15 protein-coding genes are annotated in these 20,438 nt (G+C 71.6%); 13 read left to right on the forward strand and 2 right to left on the reverse strand.

Annotation, left to right across the window (positions count from 1 at the left end; translation table 11 throughout):
* The first annotated feature begins 65 nt into the window (after positions 1-65).
* The 13 genes from AB0C12_RS05895 to AB0C12_RS05955 all read left to right on the forward strand — a co-directional run bounded on the left by AB0C12_RS05895 (position 66) and on the right by AB0C12_RS05955 (position 13,525).
* Positions 66-2,030 carry a hypothetical protein gene (locus AB0C12_RS05895; RefSeq protein ID WP_360544597.1) on the forward strand — a complete coding sequence of 655 codons (1,965 nt, stop codon included), beginning with the start codon at positions 66-68 and terminating at the stop codon, positions 2,028-2,030.
* A gap of 111 nt (positions 2,031-2,141) precedes the next feature.
* Positions 2,142-3,692 (forward strand): phage tail sheath family protein, encoded by a 1,551-nt coding sequence (locus AB0C12_RS05900; protein WP_360544598.1) that lies wholly within the window; start codon positions 2,142-2,144, stop codon positions 3,690-3,692.
* A gap of 32 nt (positions 3,693-3,724) precedes the next feature.
* Positions 3,725-4,162: a phage tail protein gene (locus tag AB0C12_RS05905; RefSeq protein ID WP_360544600.1), complete on the forward strand. Its 438-nt coding sequence runs from the start codon at positions 3,725-3,727 to the stop codon at positions 4,160-4,162.
* Between the two features lie 2 nt (positions 4,163-4,164).
* The gene (locus tag AB0C12_RS05910; protein ID WP_360544602.1) at positions 4,165-4,605 is read left to right on the forward strand and encodes a hypothetical protein; all 441 of its coding nucleotides are present in this window, start codon (positions 4,165-4,167) and stop codon (positions 4,603-4,605) included.
* Complete coding sequence (locus AB0C12_RS05915) at positions 4,551-4,760, forward strand: DUF6760 family protein (protein WP_360544604.1); 210 nt, start codon at positions 4,551-4,553, stop codon at positions 4,758-4,760. Before AB0C12_RS05910 ends, AB0C12_RS05915 begins: the two co-directional genes overlap by 55 nt.
* A 2,112-nt stretch (positions 4,761-6,872) precedes the next feature.
* On the forward strand, positions 6,873-7,307 hold the full coding sequence (locus tag AB0C12_RS05920) for a hypothetical protein (RefSeq protein WP_360544606.1): 435 nt from the start codon (positions 6,873-6,875) through the stop codon (positions 7,305-7,307).
* Between the two features lie 25 nt (positions 7,308-7,332).
* Positions 7,333-7,770: a phage tail protein gene (locus AB0C12_RS05925; protein WP_360544608.1), complete on the forward strand. Its 438-nt coding sequence runs from the start codon at positions 7,333-7,335 to the stop codon at positions 7,768-7,770.
* A gap of 11 nt (positions 7,771-7,781) precedes the next feature.
* Positions 7,782-8,552: a LysM peptidoglycan-binding domain-containing protein gene (locus AB0C12_RS05930; RefSeq protein WP_360544610.1), complete on the forward strand. Its 771-nt coding sequence runs from the start codon at positions 7,782-7,784 to the stop codon at positions 8,550-8,552.
* On the forward strand, positions 8,545-10,287 hold the full coding sequence (locus tag AB0C12_RS05935; protein WP_360544612.1) for a VgrG-related protein: 1,743 nt from the start codon (positions 8,545-8,547) through the stop codon (positions 10,285-10,287). The genes AB0C12_RS05930 and AB0C12_RS05935 overlap by 8 nt, the downstream gene beginning before the upstream one ends.
* A 14-nt stretch (positions 10,288-10,301) precedes the next feature.
* On the forward strand, positions 10,302-10,583 hold the full coding sequence (locus AB0C12_RS05940; RefSeq protein WP_360544614.1) for a PAAR domain-containing protein: 282 nt from the start codon (positions 10,302-10,304) through the stop codon (positions 10,581-10,583).
* Position 10,584: 1 nt separating this feature from the next.
* Entirely contained in the window at positions 10,585-11,016 is a 432-nt protein-coding gene (locus AB0C12_RS05945; protein WP_360544616.1) for a GPW/gp25 family protein, read from the forward strand.
* Positions 11,016-12,950: a putative baseplate assembly protein gene (locus tag AB0C12_RS05950; RefSeq protein WP_360544618.1), complete on the forward strand. Its 1,935-nt coding sequence runs from the start codon at positions 11,016-11,018 to the stop codon at positions 12,948-12,950. Before AB0C12_RS05945 ends, AB0C12_RS05950 begins: the two co-directional genes overlap by 1 nt.
* Positions 12,951-12,952: 2 nt before the next feature.
* Positions 12,953-13,525 carry a phage tail protein gene (locus AB0C12_RS05955; protein WP_360544620.1) on the forward strand — a complete coding sequence of 191 codons (573 nt, stop codon included), beginning with the start codon at positions 12,953-12,955 and terminating at the stop codon, positions 13,523-13,525.
* Here AB0C12_RS05955 and AB0C12_RS05960 read toward each other — a convergent pair.
* Together AB0C12_RS05960 and AB0C12_RS05965 are read right to left on the reverse strand one after the other, a co-directional pair.
* Positions 13,519-16,314 carry a winged helix-turn-helix domain-containing protein gene (locus tag AB0C12_RS05960; RefSeq protein WP_360544622.1) on the reverse strand — a complete coding sequence of 932 codons (2,796 nt, stop codon included), beginning with the start codon at positions 16,312-16,314 and terminating at the stop codon, positions 13,519-13,521. The genes AB0C12_RS05955 and AB0C12_RS05960 overlap by 7 nt on opposite strands.
* A 193-nt stretch (positions 16,315-16,507) precedes the next feature.
* Positions 16,508-20,431, reverse strand: coding sequence for a hypothetical protein (locus tag AB0C12_RS05965; protein WP_360544624.1), 3,924 nt, complete (start codon positions 20,429-20,431; stop codon positions 16,508-16,510).
* Positions 20,432-20,438: the final 7 nt, after the last annotated feature.

Genomic DNA, 20,438 nt, shown 5'->3' on the forward strand with positions numbered 1-20,438 from the left:
CCGCCCTGCCGGGCCGGTCCCGCCCGGGACAGCGTGGTCCGTGAACTGCGTGGCGGGAGTTGACCATGGCAATCATCTGCGCTCAGTGCGGGCACCGGAACCCGGACGGCTCGCGCTTCTGCACCAACCGCGACTGCGGGGCCTTCCTGGCCTGGACCGACCCGAACGCCGGACCGCCGGCCCGGCCACCGCGCCCGGAACCGGCCCGGCCGCTGCCCCGGCAGGGTGACGCCACCCGCTGGGGAGCGAGCGTCGACGGCCACAGCGACGTGGCCGCCAGCATGACGCTGACCGACGCGACCCTGGCCGTCGTGCCCGGCGAGACGGCCAGCACCACAGTGTCGGTGCACAACGGCGGCGGTCAGGTCGAGCAGTTCGCCATCACGGTCCTCGGCCCGACGGCCGGCTGGGCCGAGATCGAGCCGGCGGTGCTCGCGGTCTACCCCGATGCCCGCGCCGAGGCCGTGATCCGCTGGTCGCCACCGCGGCAGGCGAGCACCGCAGCGGGCCGGGCCCCGTTCACCGTCCGGGCCGCGTCGATCCTGCACCGCGGGTTGCAGGTGCACGCGACCGGCGTGCTGGACGTCGCCGAGTTCCGGGCCCTGACGGCCACGCTGACCCCGCAGACGACCTCCGGCCGGTGGCAGACCAGCCACCGGATCCAGCTCACCAACGAGGGCAACGTCGTCGAGCCCGTGCAGCTCAAGGCGACGGACCCGGCCGGGCGGATCAAGTTCTCGCTGCCCGCCGGTGAGCTGCCGGTGCCTCCGGGTTCGCAGAGCATCGACATGTCGGTCCGGCCGCCGTGGCGCTTCTTCGGCCGGCCGGCCGGCCTGCCGTTCCAGGTGATCGGAACGCCACGGCCGCCGGTAACCCCGGTACGGCTCGACGGCACCCGGGAGGTCGTGCCGCTGATCGCCGGCTGGATCCCCAAGGTGGCCACCGGGCTGCTGGCGCTGGGCATCGCCGCCGCAGCGTTCATCCTGGCGACCGACCCCTTCGCCCCTGACGACCTCGCGGGTGGAGAAGCCTCGGCGCCTCCACCCGGCGTTTCGGTGCCCGCCACCCCGGGCAAGGCCAGTGCACCTCAGGTCCCGCCGGGCGGTGGATCCGAGCCTGCGCAGCCGAAGTCACAGCCGGCCACCTCGGCGCCGGCGAAGAAGAACGACACACCGTGGGCTGTCGTCGACGGCACCGGCGCGCTGGTGTCCACCAAAGGCGCCACGACCGTCACGCCGCTGGGCACCGGGCGGTTCGAGGTCACTTTCGACCGGGCTGTCGACGACTGCGTCTTCCTGGGCACTGTGGCGGCGTCCGGTGGTCAGCCCGTACCGGAAAGCGGTCTGGTCTTCACCGCGAGCGGGAGCAATCGCAACAGCGTGCTTGTGCAGACCCGCAACATCGACGGCGCGGCCGCCGCCCACCCGTTCCACCTGCAGATTCGCTGTTCCGTCGGCGACACCGCGGTGGTCGCCGGCGACCGGGTGGTCCGCGGCACCGACGGCCCGCGGGTCCGGCGCACCGCCGACGGGCAGTACGAGCTCCGCTTCGACCGCAGCATCCGCCGCTGCTCGTTCGTCGCCACGATCGGCGGGGCCGGCGCCCAGGAGCCGCCGGCCGGACTCATCAACGTCGGCACCGGGCAGCAGGACGAGGCCGCCATCCTGGTCGGCACCCGCGGCGGCAACGGCGCCGGCGTCGACCTGCCGTTCCACCTGCAGACGCGGTGCTCGGGGCTCTTCGTCATCGTCGACGCCGACGGCCGGACGGTGCGGGACTCCGAGGTCGACGAGGTAGGCCGAGGTGAGCCAGGTGTGTGGGAGGTCAACTTCAACCGCGACGTGTCGAAGTGCTCCTACGCGGCCTCGCTCGGCGACGCCGACGGCAGCCCGGCCGACCTCGGCGGAGTGGTCTACGCGGCGAGCGGATCACGCCCGACCAGCGTGCAGATCCACACCCGCAAGCTCGACCCCGGCACGGGAGTCCCCACGCTCGCCGACGCCCCGTTCCACCTTCAGGTCGTGTGCTGACCGCCTGCCCCAACGGGCACCGCATGTGCACTCACGGGCGGCCCGACGGCCATGCCGCGGCCCCGGATTCGGCGAAACCATCGAGAGAACCAGCCCAGACCTGGAGGCGCCATGCCCACCTACCTGTCCCCCGGCGTGTACGTCGAGGAGGTCAGCTCCGGCTCGCGGCCGATCGAAGGGGTCGGCACGGCCGTCGCCGGCTTCATCGGGTTCGCGTCGCAAGGCCCGTTCAACTCGCCGACCCTGGTTTCCAACTGGAGCCAGTTCACCGAGCAGTTCGGCGACTTCGTCGAAGGCTGCTACCTGGCCCACGCCGTGTACGGCTACTTCCTCAACGGCGGTGGCAACTGTTATGTGGTCCGGCTCGGCGGCGCCCGCGACCAGGGCAACGGCAAGTCCGACGTGCCGCAGGCGATGCTCGGGCCGTACCGGGTGGTCGCCAAGGAGACCCGCTCGGGCCGCTCGCCGGCCGAGATCTCCGTCGAGGTGACCGATCCGCCGCCGCCCGCCGAGGGTCAGCCGCCCGCCGAGGACCGTTTCAACCTGGTGGTCAAGCGCGGCGGGCGGGTCGTGGAGACGTACGACGGCGTCACGGTCAAGCGCGGCAAGGAGAACGTCGTGACCGCCGTCCGTGAGCGGTCGAAGCTCATCACGCTGGAGGAGCCGTCCGCGGCCGCGGACAGCGTGACCACGCCGCCGCGGGGCACGGTTGCGCTGCGGGAGGCGCCCGCGGCACCGGCGACGCCCCGCCAGATGGGTACGGAGGACTACGTCGGCGACGCCAGTGAACGCACCGGGGTCGGCGGCCTGGAGGCCATCGACGAGATCACCATGGTGTCGGCGCCCGACCTGATGGGGGCGTACCACCGCGGCATCGTCGACCTGGAGTCGGTCAAGGCGGTCCAACTCGCCATGATCGCCCACTGCGAGCAGATGGGCGACCGGATGGCGATCCTCGACCCGCCGCCGTCGCTGTCCGCGCAGCAGATGCGGGAGTGGCGCACCGATCTGGCCGGCTACGACACCGCCTACGGCGCCCTGTACTACCCATGGGTCAAGGTCTTCGACCCGGCCACCGGCACCAACGTCTTCGTCCCGCCGAGCGGGCACGTGGCCGGGGTGTGGGCCCGTAACGACGCCACCCGCGGCGTGCACAAGGCGCCGGCGAACGAGGTCATCCGCGGCGCCATCGCCCTGGAGACGCACCTGACCCGCGGCGAGCAGGAGCTGCTGAACCCGAACGGGGTCAACTGCATCCGCGCGTTCCCGGGCCGCGGCGTACGGGTCTGGGGTGCCCGCACCCTCTCCAGTGACCCGGAATGGCGCTACCTCAACGTGCGGCGGCTCTTCAACTTCCTGGAGGAGTCGATCCTCAACGGCACCCAGTGGGTCGTGTTCGAGCCCAACGACGACGCGCTGTGGGCCAAGGTACGCCGCACCATCAGCGCCTTCCTGGTGCTGCAGTGGAACAGCGGCGCACTGTTCGGCCTGACCCCGACCGAGGCGTTCTTCGTCAAGTGCGACCGGGAGACCAATCCCGCCGAGAGCATCGACGCCGGCCAGGTCATCTGCGAGATCGGCGTCGCCCCGGTGAAGCCGGCCGAGTTCGTCATCTTCCGCCTGGCCCAGATGTCCGGCGGCAACAGCCTGGTCAGCGAGTAGTCGTCACTCTCGTCGGAGGAGGAGACCCAGCCATGGACGAACTCGACAAAGCGGTAGGCCACGCGTTCGGCCTCGAGGTGGACGGCGTCGTCATCAAGCAGATCAACGAGGTCAGCGGCCTCAAGATGGAGCAGGACGTCATCGAGCTCAAGCAGAACACCAGCGACGGCAAGTACGTCATCAAGAAGCTGCCGGGCCGGCCCAAGGCGGGCGAGGTGACACTGACCCGCGGCCTGACCGGTGACAACAGCTTCGAGAAATGGGTCCAGGCGGCCCAGTTCGGCAAGATGGCCGACGCCCGCAAAGGCGGCGCGATCATCGTGTACGACTACGAGGGCACGGCGATCAAACGCTACAAGCTGACCAACGCGTGGCCGAAGAGCCTGGAGATCGGCGCCCTCAAGGCGGGCGACACCAGCGTGCTCACGGAGAAGATCGTCATCACGTACGAGCGCATGGAAGTCGAGTAGCCATGCGGCGCACGATCGCCACGGTCGAACAGCCCGAGTCCCGGCCCGAGCAGCAGGAGGCGCGCCCGGAGCCGCTGCGCACCGAGTTCGCCTTCGAGCTGCCCCGCGGCTACGTCGACGGATCAGGAACGGTGCATCGGTCAGGCTCGATGCGCCTGGCCACCGCCCGCGACGAACTGGTCCCGCTGCGCGACGACCGCGTACGGGAGAACCCGGCGTACCTGACCGTGGTGCTGCTGGCCCGGGTCGTCACCCGGATCGGCCCGATCACCGACGTGCACGCGGGCATCATGGAACAGCTCTTCGCCGGCGACCTGGCCTTCCTGCAGGACCTCTACCGGCGGATCAACAGCGAGGGCCACACCCGGGCGGCGGTCGCCTGCCCGGAATGCGGCCACCGCTTCGCGATAGACCTGGCCGGTGGGCGCCTGGGGGAATCCTGACGTACGCGGCCGGCCGCCTCTACGAGGAGGTCGCGTACGTCGCGTACCACTTCCACTGGCCGCTGGACGACATCCTCGACCTGGAACACGCCGAACGCCGCCGCTTCGTCGGCGAGATAGCCAAGCTCAACACGCGGATCAGCGAGGGACGGTGAGCGCAGATGTGGCCGTGGCGGCGGACCGCCGAGCGCGAGGCGACCGTACCGCCTCCGGTCGTGGCGAGGCGGCGGGAGTGGGCGGATCTACCGCCGGTGCAGCGGGTCATCGGGGAGCATCCGCTGATCGACCCGCCGGGCCGGTTCGCCGGAGAGCTGGCGTCGTGGCAGAGCCCCGGATTCCTGGCGCCGCTGGGTCATGTGGTCACGCCCGAGGAGCCGTCCGGAGTGGTCGAGGCGGTCCCGATGACGCCGGCGCCGCCGGTGGCGGCGGAACCGGAGCGACCGTCAAGTGGTGGCGGGCGGTTGAGTGCATTCGTCCAGCGGTGGACGGCCAAGCGTCCGGCCACAGTGGATGAAGCCACGATGAATATCGGGGACGACACACCCGCGCGGGATGCGGTTGCTGCGACCGATACGCCCGGTGCGGGGTCGCCGGTCCTGGTTCCGCAGGTGACGAATCCGTCGGCAGCTGCAGTTCACCCTTCCATGAACAGGCAGACCTCACCCACAGAGAGTCCGCCGGCTCCGCGTGCGGCGATCTCGGTGCTGCAGATGCAGCGGGTAGTGAACCCGTCGGCGCCGATTCACCTCTCCGCAAGCCCGGAGTCGCCGACCGAACGCGCGGCAGACCCGCTCCCGCTGATCGAGCCGGCAACGGACCTGATGCCCCACGTCCAGCGCGCGATGGGCTCGCCCCCGCCACATCAGCCTGACGCCAACCCGAAGTCGCCCGCCGAGCATGCAATAGGTCAACTGCCGCCCGCCCGGCGCGCGGCTGGCCCGGCGTCGGAGGCCCAGCGCGCGGTCGACCCGCTACCACCGACCCAGCACGCAGCTGGCCCAGCGTTGGAAGCCCAACGCGCGGTCGACCCGCTACCACCGACCCAGCACGCAGCTGGCCCGACACTGCAGGCGCAGCGGGCGGTCAACCCGGCGGCGCAGGCACAGCGGGCGGTAGGCCCGGTGCCGCCGGCCAGGCACGCAGCCGGCCCGGTACCGCAGGCCCAGCATGCAGTAGACCCGCCCCAACCGCGTCAGCCTGCGGCGAGTCCGACATCTCCCGCCCAGCGCGCGGTGGACCAGCTGCCGCCGGACCGCCGCGCGGTGGATGTGCCGCCAAGCCAGCCTTCACCGGAACCTGAGGTGAGCCGCAATGCGGCTCTTCTGCCGCCGCCAGACCAAGCAGGCTCACCACCGCTACCAGTCGCTCAACGTGCCTTCGAGCCGCCGCCGGTAGAAACGAAAGCATCCGACCCGCTCCCCAGGTCCAAGCAGAGCGCCGAGCCGCCGCCACTGGCCTCCAGCGAACCTCCGCTACCGGTCCAGCACCTCACCCCGCCACCGCACACGGTCAAGCTCTCCACCGAGCCACCGCGAAAGGTCCAACCCTCCACCGACCCACCGCAAGCGATCCAACCCTCCACCGACCCACCGCAAGCGATCCAGCCCACCACCGACCCACCGCAAACGGTCCAGGCCTCCACCGACCTACCGCAAGCGATCCAGCCTTTCACCGACCCACCGCAGGCGATCCAGCTCGCCGCAGCTCCACCGCTGCCGGTCCGGTCCCTCACCCAGCCGCCTGTCGAGCACAACGTCGGACCCTCCGCGCCGATCCATCACCCCATCGACCAGCCGCCAACCACCCATCATGGATCTCCGCAACCGGTGGATCTGCCCTTACCTTCAGCTGTCCAGCGTGAGGTTGACGTCTCCATGAGGTCGCTCACCCCAGGACGAGAGCCGCCGGCCACAACCCAGCGCACCACGCTCGGCGACGCACCGCCCCCGCGCCGGCTGGGCCTCGGCGCGCCGATCGTACTCCCGGCGCCCCCACGCCCCACGCTGCCCGATCGACCGGCCGGGCCTACCCGCGCCATCGGTCCGCCCCTCACCACATCCTCGACCCTGCAACGGATCGGGACCCGGCCGACCGCCGGAGCTGAAGCTCAGGACACCCTGGAGATGCTGACCTCAACCCGAGACTCGGCCCCGACGACTCGCCTCCCGGACACCGAGCACGCAACGCCCGGTCCCCACAACGAGCCGACCCCGTCACAGCCGCAACCCGTGCTCCCCCTCGCCCGGGCGATCGAAGAACCACCCCCGATGGCCAGCCTGCTCCCCGACCACCCCCCGCTCGTCTCCGCGCAACGCACCACCGCCATCGCCATGCCGACCGCCTCACGACCCGGCCGAGCGACAACCCAGCTCACCCCACCCCGTCCCGTCACCTCCCCCGGGATGCCGACGATCGTCTCGTGGCCTGACGACTCGCCGCCGCTTCCGACCCCGGAGACCGTCCAACGGGCCGTACAGGTGATCCAGGCGACCGCCGAGCCGGCAGCCGCCGCGTCGACCGAGGTCCCGCTCCCGGCCGAGGGCCCACCGATAACCGCCACCCCACCCCCGCAGCCGCCACCCGCCCCGCCCTCGCCGGAAGAGCTGCTCAAAACTCTGTTCGACCCGCTCTACCGGCGGCTCCGGGCCGAGCTGCGCAAGGACCGGGACCGTCGCGGCCTGATCACCGACCTGCGGCGCTGAGGCGTCCGAGAGAGGGAGTGCCACCATGACCGACAACGATGAGGCGGTGGCCGTCTGCTTTGTCGTCAGCATCGACGACGACAACCTCGGCTCCTTCAACAGTTGTGACGGTCTGGGCTGTGAGGTCGTCATGGAGCAGCGGGAGGAGGGCGGCAGCAACGGCGTCGTCTGGCAGCTGCCGACCCGGATGAAGTACTCGAACGTCAAGCTGTCCCGGCCGGTGACCAGTGCCAGCGCCGGGATTCTGCGGTACTTCACCGAGATGACCACTGGCGTCAAGCGCCGGACCGCGACCATCGAGGCGCGTACCCAGGAGGGCACGGTCATCGCCCGGTGGGCGCTGACCGGGGTGATTCCGGTGCGGTGGACCGGGCCGCAGTTGAGCGCCGACTCGCCGAAGGTGGCCACCGAGACCCTCGAGCTGGCCCACCACGGCTTCCTGGCGCCCGGCGCCGGGGCCTGAGGCGGGCCGCGATGACCTCTCCCGTGACGTTCACCGCCGCCGGCGCCGCACCGTCGGCGACCGGGGCGCCGGCCAACCTGCAGCATGCGTACCTCGAGCTGCGGGAGCCGCCCTCGGACGGCAGCACCGCCGCGCCCAGCGGGGTACGGCTCGGCCGGATCGACTTCCAGTTCAATCCGAAGGAGCTGAGCCTGACCAAGAACGCCAAGTGGTCGCGGGAGAACCAGCGCAGCGCGCCGAAGAGCGGGCCGGTCCAGTTCACCGGCTCCGATCCGAGCAAGCTGACCCTGGAGATGTTCTTCGACGCCACCGACACCATGGACGACCGGGTGCCGAAGATCGTCGATCAGCTCTTCGCCTGCTGCGTGCCGACGGACAAGAGCCGGCAGGCGAAGAAGGCGTCGCCGCCGTGGGTCATCTTCCGCTGGGGCGGGATGACCGGCTTCCCGGGCTTCGTCAGCAGCGTCACCGCGAAGTACACGCTCTTCACCCCGAGCGGCAATCCGGTACGGGCGGTGTGCACCGTGACGCTGGAGGAGATTTCCGGTGAGCGGGGCGGTCAGAACCCGACCTCCGGTGCGCTGGCGGCCCGGGACGGGCACGTGGTGGTGGCCGGCGACACCCTGCCGTCGGTGGCGTTCCACGCGTACGGCGACCCGAACCTGTGGCGGGCCGTCGCCGAGGCCAACGGGATCGACGACCCGATGCGGCTCCGCGCTGGCACCCGGCTCCTGCTGCCCGCCCTGGACGAGCTGGTGGCCGAGGGGTTCAGCCATGGCTAACGAGAGCTTCGCCAACACGCTGATCGTCGAGCTCGACGGTTCCGCCCTGGCGGCCGACGTGATGTCGCTGCTCACCCAGGCCTACGTGGACGACAGCGTGCACCTGCCGGATCTCTGCGTACTGCGGTTCCGGGACCCGGAGCAGCTCGTTCTGGCCAAGGCCAAGGTCAAGATCGGTTCGGTGCTGACGGTGAAGGTGCAGACCGCCGAGCCGGGGCCGCCGCAGCCGCTCATGATCGGTGAGGTGACCGCCCTGGAGGTCGACATCGACCCGGGCGGGACGTTCACCGAGGTGCGCGCGCTGGACCGGGCGCATCGGCTGTTCCGGGGCCGGCGAGTGGCGGCGTACCCGAACATGACCATCCCGGACGTGGTCCGCAAGGTCACCGACCGGGCCGGTCTCAAGGCCGGCCGGATCGAGGCCGGTTCCGGGGCCGGCGGGCAGTCCGACGCCCAGCTGAGTCAGGACAACGTCAGCGACTGGGAGTTCCTGAGCCGGCTGGCCTACCTGGTCGGGGCCCGGCTCACCGTCGTCGACAGCACGCTGGACTTCCGCGTACCGGATCCGCCCACCGGGGCGCCGCCGACCACCGTGGCCGCCACCCGGGATCCACTGGTGCTTGAGGTGAACCGGAACCTCGTGTCGTTGCGGGCCTGCCTGAGCGCGGCCGAGCAGGTGCCCGAGGTGGAGGCGCGAGGGTGGAACGCCGATCAGAAGCAGGAGCTCACCGCGACCGCCGTTCCCCGCGTCCCGGGTACGGAGGTGGCGGGCCTGGACCCGGTGGCGATGGCGCGGACCTTCGGCAGCCCGCCGCTGCTGGCCTCAGGTGCGGCTTACCACAATCATGGTGAGGTGAAGGCGGCCGCGCAGGCCCTCGCCGATCAGGTCGGTGGTGCCTGCGCCGAGCTGGACGGTGTGGCCAAGGGCAACCCGAGGCTGCGCGCCGGTACGGCCGTCACCCTGGCCGGCCTGGGCGAGCCGTTCGCCGGCAAGTACACGCTGACCAGCACCCGGCACCAGTTCGGCGACCAGGCCGGTTACACCACCGCGTTCACCGTGTCCGGCCGCCAGGAACGCTCGCTCTACGGGCTGGTCGCCGGCGGCGCCGAGGCGACGACGCCGCGGGTGACCGGCGGGCTGGTACCGGCCATCGTCAGTGACGTCCGGGATCCGCTCAAGGTCGGCCGGGTCCGGGTCACGCTGCCCTGGCTGTCCAAGGACTTCACCAGCGGCTGGGCCCGAACAGTGCACGCCGGGGCCGGCCGCGACCGCGGGTTCTTCGTGCTGCCCGAGGTCGGTGACGAGGTGCTGGTCGGGTTCGCCGGCGGTGACCTGGACACGCCGTACGTGCTCGGCGGGCTGCACAACGGCAAGGACACCCCGCCGGCCACCGAGGTGCCGGCCATCGACGACGCGAGCGGCGAGATCGGCGTACGGGCGATCGTCAGCCGGACCGGGCACCGCCTGGAGCTGATCGACTCCCCGCGCGGCGACGCGGTGCTGCTGCGCACCGGCAGCGGCAAGCTGCTGCTCAAGCTGAACGGCACCGCGAACACCGTGGAGCTGACCAGCGCCGGCCCGGTGAAGATCAGCGGGATGGGCGTCACGGTCGACGCCGGGGCCGGGCTGCTCGACCTCAAGGGCGCGCAGGTGAAGATCGCGGGCCAGAGCACCGCGGAGCTGACCGCCGGCGGCGCGCTGACCGTGCGCGGCGGAATCGTCCGGATCAACTAGAGGAGACGGTCACGATGCCACCGGCGGCGAGGGTCGGCGATCCCACCGGTCACCCGGGCGTGCTGGCGCCGCCGGGCGTGCCCACCGTGCTGATCGGCGGGCTGCCGGCCGCCACCGTCGGCGGGCTGCACACGTGCTCGTTCCCGCCGCCGGCCGTGCATCCGCCGACCCCGATCGCCCCGCCGGGCTGCCCCACCGTGCTCATCGGTGGCATGCCCGCTGCCCGGATGGGTGACCTGGCCGCCTGCGGGGCGCCGATCGTGGCCGGCTGCTTCACCGTGCTGATCGGAGGTTGAGATGCGCGAGGAGTTCATCGGCGCCGGCTGGGCCTTCCCGGTGCACACCGACGTCACCGGCTCGATCGCGCTGGTCGCCGGGGAGCGCGAGGTGATCGAGAGCATCCAGCTGATCCTGGCCACGGCCCCCGGGGAACGGCCGATGCGGCCGGAGTTCGGCTGCGCCATCCACGACCTGGTGTTCGCGTCGGCGGACGCGGCCACGGCCGGGCAGATCGCGTACGAGGTGCGGCTGGCCCTGGACCGCTGGGAGCCGCGGATCGTGGTCAGCGACGTCGTGGTGTCCTTCGACCGGGCCGACCGCGGCACCCTGCTCATCGAGATCCGCTACCTGATCCGCGGCGACAACGATCCGCGCAACCTGGTCTTCCCCTTCTACGTCATCCCCGCCCACGACGGCGGCGACGGCGCTATCGAGCAGGACGGTGTCTGATGTCGCTGCCGGCCCCCAACCTCGACGACCGCCGCTTCCAGGACCTCGTGGACGAGGCGAAGCGCCTGGTGCAGCGCAACTGTCCGGAATGGACGGACCACAACGTCTCCGATCCGGGAGTCACCCTGATCGAGACCTTCGCCATGATGGTCGACCAGCTCATCTACCGCCTCAACCGGGTCCCGGACCTGCACTACCTGCGGTTCCTGGAGCTGATCGGACTGCGGCTGTTCCCGCCGACCGCGGCCCGGTGCGACGTCACCTTCTGGCTGTCGGCCGCGCGGGACGCCGCCGTGACGGTTCCGGCGGGCGCCGAAGTGGCGTGCGTGCAGACCGAGGCGGAGGAACCGGTCGTCTTCCACACCCGCGACGACCTGTTCATCGTGCCGTGCTCGCTGTCGCGGATCATGACCTGGAGCGCGGGCGGTCAGCCGTTCGACCGCACCGAGGATCTGCGCGGCGGGGCCGGCGTGGAGTGCTTCGCGCAGCCGCCCGGTATCGGCGACGCGGTCCTGTTCGGACTGTCGGCCGCGGTCCCCCGGTGCGCGGTGCTGCTCCGGCTCGACTGCCCGGTCCGCGGCGTGGGTGTCCGGCCCGACGATCCCCCGCTGCAGTGGGAGGCCTGGACCGGTACGGAATGGGCGCCGTGCGAGGTCGACCGGGACGACACCGGCGGCCTCAACAAGCCCGGCGACGTGGTGCTGCACGTGCCGCCGTCGCACGTCGTGTCGCTGATCGGCCGGCACCGCGCGGGCTGGCTGCGCTGCCGGACGGTCGAACCACGGCCCAAGCAGGCGTACTACACCAACACTCCGGGGATCCTCGGGGTGAGCGCCGCGACCATCGGCGGCACGATCGGCGCCGAGCACTCCGACACGGTGGAGCACGAGGTGGTCGGGATGTCGGAGGGCGTACCGGGTCAGCGTTTCCCGTTGCAGCGCCGGCCGGTGGCCGCCACCGGTGATCTGGTCGTCGAGGTCGCCGGCGGCAACGACTGGGAGCAGTGGCAGGAGGTGCAGACGTTCGCCGCTTCAGGCTCAGGTGACCCGCACTTCATGGTCGACCGGGTGCAGGGCGAGGTGGTGTTCGGGCCCGCGACCCGCGAGCCGGACGGCACCCTGCGCTACTACGGCAAGGTCCCGCCGAAGGCCGCGCCGATCCGGGTGCCGCGGTACCGCACCGGCGGCGGCAAGCGCGGCAACGTGGCCCGCAACGTCCTGCGCGTACAGCGTGATCCGGTGCCGTTCGTGACCAGCGTGACCAACCGGCGGGCGGGCAGCGGCGGAGTCGACGGCGAATCGGTGGCCGACGCGGCGCTGCGCGGGCCGCTGCTGCTGCGGACCCGGGACCGGGCGGTGACCGTGGACGACTACGAGTACCTGGCCCGCGAGGCCGCGCCGGACGTGGCCCGGGTCAAGTGCGTACCGGTGCCGGATCAGCCCGGGGCGGTGCGGCTGCTGGTCGTACCGAAGGTGTCCGAGGCGCTGGATCCCGCCGCGGCCGAACCGCAGCCGAGCGACGAGACTCTCGCCCGGATCGCCGACTACCTGGAGGAGCGGCGGTGCCTCGGCGCCCGCGTCATGGTCGAGCCGCCGTACTACCTGGGCGTCACGGTGGTCGCGCAGTTGCACGCGCGGACGCGTATCACTCGCGACACGCTGCTCAGCCAGGCGACCGAAGCGCTGTACCGCTACCTGAACCCGGTCGTCGGCGGCCCGGACGGCACCGGCTGGCCGTTCGGCCGGCCGGTGCAGTCCGGCGAGGTCTTCGCCGTGCTCCAGCGGCTGCCCGGGGTCGACCTGGTCGAGGACGTCCAGCTGTACGAGGCCCGGGCGCGCAGCTCACCCGACGTGCGGCCGGTGCAGCGCATCGACCTGCCGTCGCACGGCCTGGTCATTTCTCGCGGCCACCAGATCAGGATCACCGAAGGATGAACATGCGTACGGGACTCGACCGGGCGCCGACCGCCCATCCGATCGCCCAGACCCTGCCGGCGGTCTACCAGGAGTACGAGTTCGTCCAGCAGCTCACCGCGGCGCTGGACGAGGTGCTGGCCCCGGCGCTGCTGACCCTGGACAGCTTCGCCGCGTACCTCGACCCGCACCTGGCGCCGGAGGACTTTCTCGACTGGCTCGCCGGCTGGGTCGCGTACCCGCTGGACGGGACGTGGCCGCCGGCGCAGCGGCGGGCGTTGGTGGCTGAGGCGGTGCAGCTGCACCGGTGGCGCGGCACACGGCGCGGCCTGGCCAAACACGTCGAGCTGCTCACCGGCGGCACCGTCGAGGTGGTGGACACCGGCGGCTGCGGCTGGTCCCCGCACCCCGGTTCACGGCTGCCGGGCACGCCGGAACCCCGGATCGAGGTGACGGTCCGGACCCGCGCCGGCGCCCCGGTCGACCCGGCCCGGATCCGGACGCTGATCGTGGACTCGTTGCCGGCGCACGTACCGGTCACGGTCCGGGCGGAGTCGGTCGCCGTCGGCCGGGCCCGGGTGCACCGCGATCAGTGACCGGCCCGCGACGAGATGCCCAGCTCGGCGAGGGCTTCGGCATAGCGGCCGCGGGCCCGCTGGGCGGCGCCCAGGTCGCCGTTGCGCTCGTACGCCGCGACGAGCACCCGCCAGCCCTCGTCGTGGTACCGGTCGATGGCCAGGCACCGCTCGGCCGCCACGATGGCCGCGACCGCCGCACCCCCGTCCAGCTCGTACGCGGCGAGCTGGGCAGCGGCGATGGCCACCGCGGTACGCAGGACGTCGCGTTCGCGGACCACCCATTCCTCCGTACCGTCCTGGGGCAGCAGGTCGCCGCCGTAACCACCGACCGCCGCCCGCAGGGCCTGCACCGCACCGGCCCGGTCCCCGCCGAGCTGCCGGCGGCGCGCGTCGTCGAGCGCGGCGCGCACCTCGGTGACGTCGCAGGAGGACGGTGGCGGCAGGGCCAGCCGGTAGCCGTCGCCCTCGCGCACCAGCAGCCGGGCGTGCCCGCGCGGGGACTCCGGCTCCAGCAGCTTGCGCAGGCTGGACACGGCGACGTGCAGGTTGTGCGCGGCAGTGGCCGGCGACAGGCCGGGCCACAACGCCTCCACGAGGGCATCCCGGTGGACTGCGGCCCCGGCGTTCATGGCCAGCAGGCGCAACAGGCTGCGGACGCGAGGCTTGACCATCGACTGGTCCACCGGCAGCCCGGCCCGCTCGACGCTGAAGCCACCCAGGCATCGCACGGTGATCGGCGGTGCCGCACCGGCCCCGGCGTACGGCGGCTCGGCGGCGTCCAGCCACGCCTCGGTCAGGCTGCCGGGCAGCCCGCATTCGGCGGCGAAACTCCGCGCCCGCGCCGCCGACCCGGGCGGGCACCCCGGCACGCCGGCCGTCGCCGCGAACGCGAGCGCCCGCGCACCCGGGACCCCGGCCGACCGGGCCACCGCCGCGGCCTGAGCGGCCAGCAGCTCGGCGTCGGGCAGATCCGCCACGGCCGCGGCCAGCGCGTGCACGGCCTGCACCCAGGCGAGCAACACCGCGGCGTCCAGCTGCCGGCACCGCCGTACGAGATCGGCGATCTCAGCCGGATCGGCGCTCCCGGCGTGCGGCAGCCAGGCCAGCGCAGCCGCGACGACCTCGCCCCAGGCGTCACCCTCGCGCGCGCACTCCTCCGCGATCGCCAGCGCCGTCTTGGCGCCGTGCTCGCTGCCGTCGACGGCCACGGCCGCGCGCGCCATCCGCGCCAGCCACGGCGCCTCGTGCTCGGCCTCCAGCGCGACCTGGGCCAAGGTGACCAGCCCGGCGGGTGAGTGGGCGGCGGCCTGCGCCGCGCCGTGCACCAGCCGCAGACCCATCCCGAGGATCCCCGGCACCTGCGCGTCCGTCGCGGCAAGCTCGCGGCGGGCCCCGAGCAGATCACCGGCCAGGGTACGGGCGACGACCCGTACCAGCCGCCCGCCGGGACCGGGCAGCTCATCGGCGCGCCCGGCCACCATCGCCGGGTGCCCCTGGGTGGCAGCCCGCAACCAGTTCGGCCACGCCCCCTGGGCCCGCTGCGGGCCGGCCAACCAGACGTTCGCCCGAGCCAGCGCCTGCTGACAGTGCGCCCGCCCGTCCGCATCGGTGAACAGCCCGTGCGCGTGCCGGAACGACTCGATGGCCCCGACCAGCTGCCCCCGGCTGAACCGGTGCCGGCCCTCGGCGAGCATCAGCCACGGATCCTCGGCGACGAGCCCGGCCGGCAGCACGTCCCGCCACGGCTCCACACCGTCCGCGATCAGGCCCGGCCCGAGCCGGCCCAGCAGCCGGCGCACGCTCGACCAGCGGCCGGCGCGCGCGTACGAGCGGGCGGCCTCAGCGTGCGCGTTCTCCCGCTCCAGGATCTGCGCCGCCCGCACGTGCCACTGCCGGGCGCCGTCATCGCCGAGATCGTCGACCAGCGTGGCGGCGAGATGCGACCGGAGCACCTCGTGGTACCGATAGGTCCAGCCGCCGTCGGCGCTGGTGGTGAAGGCCTGCAGACGTTCCAGCTCGGCCAGGATCAGGTGACTGTCCCGCTGGCCGAGCAGCTCGTCGCAGCGCGGCCCGGTGAGCGTGTCGAAAACCCCGGTGCGGATGAGGAAGGAATGCAGGTGGGCGGGGAGGTCGGCGAGCACCGTACGGGCAAGGTAGGCGCGGCAGAGTGACGCTCGCCCGTCGAGCGCGGCGACGGCGGCCCGGCGGTCGGCCAGCGGCCGGCCGCGGGTCGAAAGATGAAAAAGATGAAGTCCGGCGGGCCACCCACCGACCCGGCGGGTGAGCGCGGCGATGTCTCCGGGCGGAAGCGGCTCACGGTAGACGTCACGGAGCAGCTCCTCGGCCTCCCAGGACCGGAACCGCATCTGGTCGGGACCGACGGTGAGCAGACCGGTGAGCTCGTGCCGGGCCGTGTTGACGCCGGGCATGCGGCGCCCGGCCAGAACGGTGTGCAACTGCGGCGGGGCGGCGACGAGCATCCGCTCGACGGCGCGCTCACCGTCGGACCCTTCCAGCCATTGCGCGTCGTCGATCACGAGCAGGGTGTCCTGGCGCAGCCCGGCCCCGAGATTCTCGGCGAACTCGACAAGATCGTACGGCCGGTGCGGAACGGGCAGGCTGACCGGGCAGGCCCGGCGCAGGCGCCGGTTGAGGGTGTGAGGATCGGTGTCACCGGAATCAGCGGTGATCCAGACGACAGGACCGTCGAAGGCATGCGCATAGTGCGCGAGAAGCGTCGTCTTCCCGAACCCGGCCGGCGCGACGATGAGCGCCAGCGGAGCCCGACGAAGCGGGCCGAGCTCCATCAACAGGCGAGACCGAACCAGCCCGGTGGCGCCAGTATGTCGAAACGTCGGCACGGTGATCACCGCCTCGGTGGGCGGACCCCGGAGCGGTCGGTCCCCCGCAACAGTCTGCACCGGCCGGGCCGTTACCTCCGGGTACAAATTGACACCGGTCAGGAACACGACACGAGGAGCGATGACACTCGCGTCCGCACTACTTCTTGCTCGGGACAAGCAGTTTGTCGTCCTTGTCCGCCGTGGGCACCTCGCCGACGTGTCCCGGAGTCACCGTCCAGCCGGCACTGGCGATCTCCCCCAGCGATGCATTCGTGGTGCTGCGGTTGTCGGCTCCCTGCCGCTTCTTGTCGATGTAGGGCCGGGTCCAGGAAAGCACTCGGCTCGCCACCTCGGCGTTCGGCGTCAGCACGGCAATCGTCTTGAGGTCGACGCTGCATAAGGTGCAAGGGCTGTAGTTGATCTCCGCGTCTATTCTCTGTATCCGGCTCCGCCACTTGTCGTCGGCCACATTCTGGAGCCAGCTGGCCAATTGCCGCTCGGCATGCGTTGCATTCGACTGGACGCTGCTTCCCTCAGCGGTGTTGAAAGTGACCATCCGCAGGGTCTTCTCCCCCGGCTTCGGCGGCTCGATCAGACCACCGGAACGCTGCTGGGTGGAGCTGAGGGCGCGTCCGCGCTTCGGCTTGGCCGATTTGTCGAGCTCCACACCCGGCATCTCATGGACCGCATCGGTGAAAACGTAGTGGCCGCTGCTGTCCTTCAACGGCCGGCCCTGCTCATCACGAGCCACCTGCGATCCTGACGGCCGACGGCCACGCATCTCCGCCGGCAGCTGGTCGGTCGCGTCGGCCAGCGTCAGAGTGATTTTCATCGTGACGTGGGGCGTTCCTTCCTTGAGCTTGCCGGTCTCGTCGTCCTCCCGCTTCTTGAGGTATCGAGGAATGAGGCTCACGAGACGATCAAACGGACTTGCCTCCGCCATGACGTCGACGGCGCCCCCCGGACCGACCGGACCCAGCTCGAGTCGCTTGAGGCCCCGCGGCGCCAGGTCGGCTCGGATGGCGGGAAGATCGCCGCGGACCTTGTCGACACTCGCCCCGTCCTGGAACGCCACCAGCACCCGACGACGCGCCAGGGAACGGACATCGGTCCCCTTCACCCGAGCCATCGCCGCTTCGGCCTTGCCTTTCGCCCAAACCTTGCCGGCCGCGACCTTGGCCCTCACCTTGCCGCTGATGCCGGCCATTCCCCGGATCACCGGCCCCGCCAACTTCAGCCCCGTCTTGATCACGAAGTCCAGCGCCTGGTTCACCGGCTTCTGCAGCGTCTCCACGATCGACCGGATCTTCTGCCCGATCCCACCCAGCCCGATCACGCTGGCCAGGAACCCGATGATGATCGGCAGCATCTGCCCCAACACGTCGTTGATCTTGTTGATGACCCCGCTGACGTTGCCCCGCACGATGTCCGCGACCGAGTCCAGGATCGTGTCCACGAAGCGGGCGATCCGCCCCGCGTTGGTCACGAAGAACATCACCACGTCGTAGATCAGTTTGCAGGCCTTGATGAACGCCGCTGCCGGGTTGAGCAGGCCGATCAGCCACGTGATGCCGGCCGCGATGATCTTCTCCTCGACGAAGTCGCGGACCTTCTCCAGGATCATTTCCTTGATGTCGCCGAGCTTCTCCAGCAGCATCTCCCACAGCCCGCCGACGCCCTGGGCCGCCAGGATCTGGAAGATCGTCACGCCCTTCTCGACCGCCGCCATCGCCGGGGCGCCGATCTGCTTGACGATCCGGTTGCGGATGTTGGCCCACGTGAGGCCGAAGATCGAGGCCAGGAGCCGGATGATCCCCTTGACGTCGAATGTCTCCGGCAGCTCGACGCCGCCTTCGGCCAGCGCGCCGAACAGCCAGCCCAGCAGGCCTTTGCGGAGGTGGTCGACGATGTTTTCCTTGAACTTTCCGATGCCGCCCTTCACCCCGGCGATCAGGTTGCCGAGGAAACCGATCGGGTTCTTGATGATCTCGCCGACCACGCCGGCCGTCCGGGACAGGACGTTCTTGAGCATCGCCACGAGTTCGCGGATCGTGTTGATGACCGCTTTGATCGCGCCGATCGCCTTGTCGACCAGGCCCTTGTTCTCCGCCTGCAGCGCTTCGATGCGTTCGTCGAGGCCCTTGCGCGCGTCGACATACTTTGTGGCGAGCGTGTCGACGAGCGATTCCTGTTTGGCGTCGACGTCACTTTCCAGCTGGCTGAAGCGGTCGCCGATCTCCGTCGAGGCCTCGGCGCCGACCTTCTTCAGGTCGGTGGGCAGGCTCTGCACGTACGCGGTGATCTCGGTTCGGCCCCGCGCGATGCGCTGCTTCGCCGCGGTGAGCTCGCCGCCCACGATGGTCGCGACCCGGCTGATGACGCCGTCCATCCGTTGCAGGTACAGCTCGCGCCCGGCGCGGTAGAACTCGTCGACCTTCGCCGGCATCCCGAACAGCTTGTCCTTCGCCCACCGGAAGCCGCCCAGCCAGCCGCCGTAGCGGTCCTTCTTGTACGCGGCCATCTTGGTCGCGACGAACGTCTCGAACGCCGCCCGGGCCCCGGCCTCGCCCTGGTTGAACTCGGCCTCCACCTTGGCGTCGATGCCGTCGAGCAATTTGCGCACGTCGGCCTCGGTGGCGGCGAAGAGGCCCTGGATCTTGCCGGTGACCTCGGCCCGCTTGGCCTCGTCCTTGGACTTGGCCTTGCCTTTGCCGGCGACCAGGGCCGCGAGCGCCGCCCCCTTGGCGCCCTGCATGCCGGCGACGCCCGCGGTGGTCTGCGCGGCGGCTTCGGCCCGACCCTGGGTCAGGACCTGCTGTTCCTGCCGGCGGAACTCGGCCGGGGCGGTGTCGGCATGCACGGCCGCGGCCCGCTTGTCGGTGAGGGCCTGCTGGAATTCCGGCTCGTTGGACCGGGCCAGTTGCGGCTCGCTGACGTCGGCGTCGGCCAGTTCCTGATCGGCCTGGTGCTTGCCGGCGGCCAGATTGACCTGCTCGGCCGGGGCCGTTTTCGGCACAGCGCCGGCGGCCGGGATCGCGGCCACCGGCCCCGGCTGTTCCTCGACCATCGGCGTGACCGGCTTGGGGATCGCCTTGGAGGTGTCCGGCGGTGCTGCCGTCGCCGCCTCGATGTCCTTGGCCTGGCCCTGCTTGCCCTGGGTCACCAGCCCCTTGATGTTGTCCTTGACCTCACCAGCCTTACCTGAACTGCGGTAGGTGTCGGCCTCCTCCAGGGTCTTGGGTGACTTGGCCTCGATGGCCGTCTTCACCGCCGCGATGAAGGCCTGCTTGTCGAAGGTGCCGGCCGGCTGGGCGTCCATCGTGTCGACCTTGGCCGCCCGGGCCTGCCCGGTGACGTCGTCGCTGGGCGCCAGCGCCGCGTCCTGGGCCTCCTTCGCTTTGGCGGCCGCGGTCGGGTGGGCCCGCTTCTGCTGGGCGAAACCTTTGACGTTGCGCCGTACCTGGGCGAAGGCCGGATCGTCGTCGGGCCGCACGCCGGCCGGCGCGACCGGTGGCTGCAGAAGCTGGTCCTGGGAGAGCGCGGCGGGAGCCGTTGCCGGCGGAGCGCCGCCGGCGGCCGCGACCGGCGCCGCGCTTGGAGCACCGCCGCGAGTCGCACCCGGCCTGGGCACGACGGCCGCGGCCTTGCCGAGCGGGCTGACGGCCGGCACCGGCTTGGGCGGCGGCACCGGCGCCTTCGGCGCGACCGAAGCCGGCCCGAACCCGGTCGTGGTCACCGCGAGCGCCGACGCCGGCGGCCGCGGACCTTCAAGATCGACGGGTACGCCCACAGCCTTCGCCGCGCGCAGCCCCTTCTCCACCGTGTCGACCGCCGGTTCGTCGCGGCGCATCTCCTTCAGCGCGGCATCGACATCGGTCCGGGCCTGCTCGCCGGGCGACCGCAGCCGCGCCGCCAGCAGCGCACCGACCGCCGCGTTGCCCGCGGCCCGTTGCAGGGCGAGCACGGCCTGCCGACCGGCCACCGGCCGCCGATGATCGCCGCCGGTCCGCTGCCGGCCGGCGGCGAGGGCGTCGCTCACCTGAGCCCGCGCACCCTCGGCCGTCTGACGTGCGCCCGTCATCCCCCGA

The sequence above is a fragment of the Actinoplanes sp. NPDC048967 genome (assembly GCF_040649415.1).
GTDB lineage: Bacteria > Actinomycetota > Actinomycetes > Mycobacteriales > Micromonosporaceae > Actinoplanes.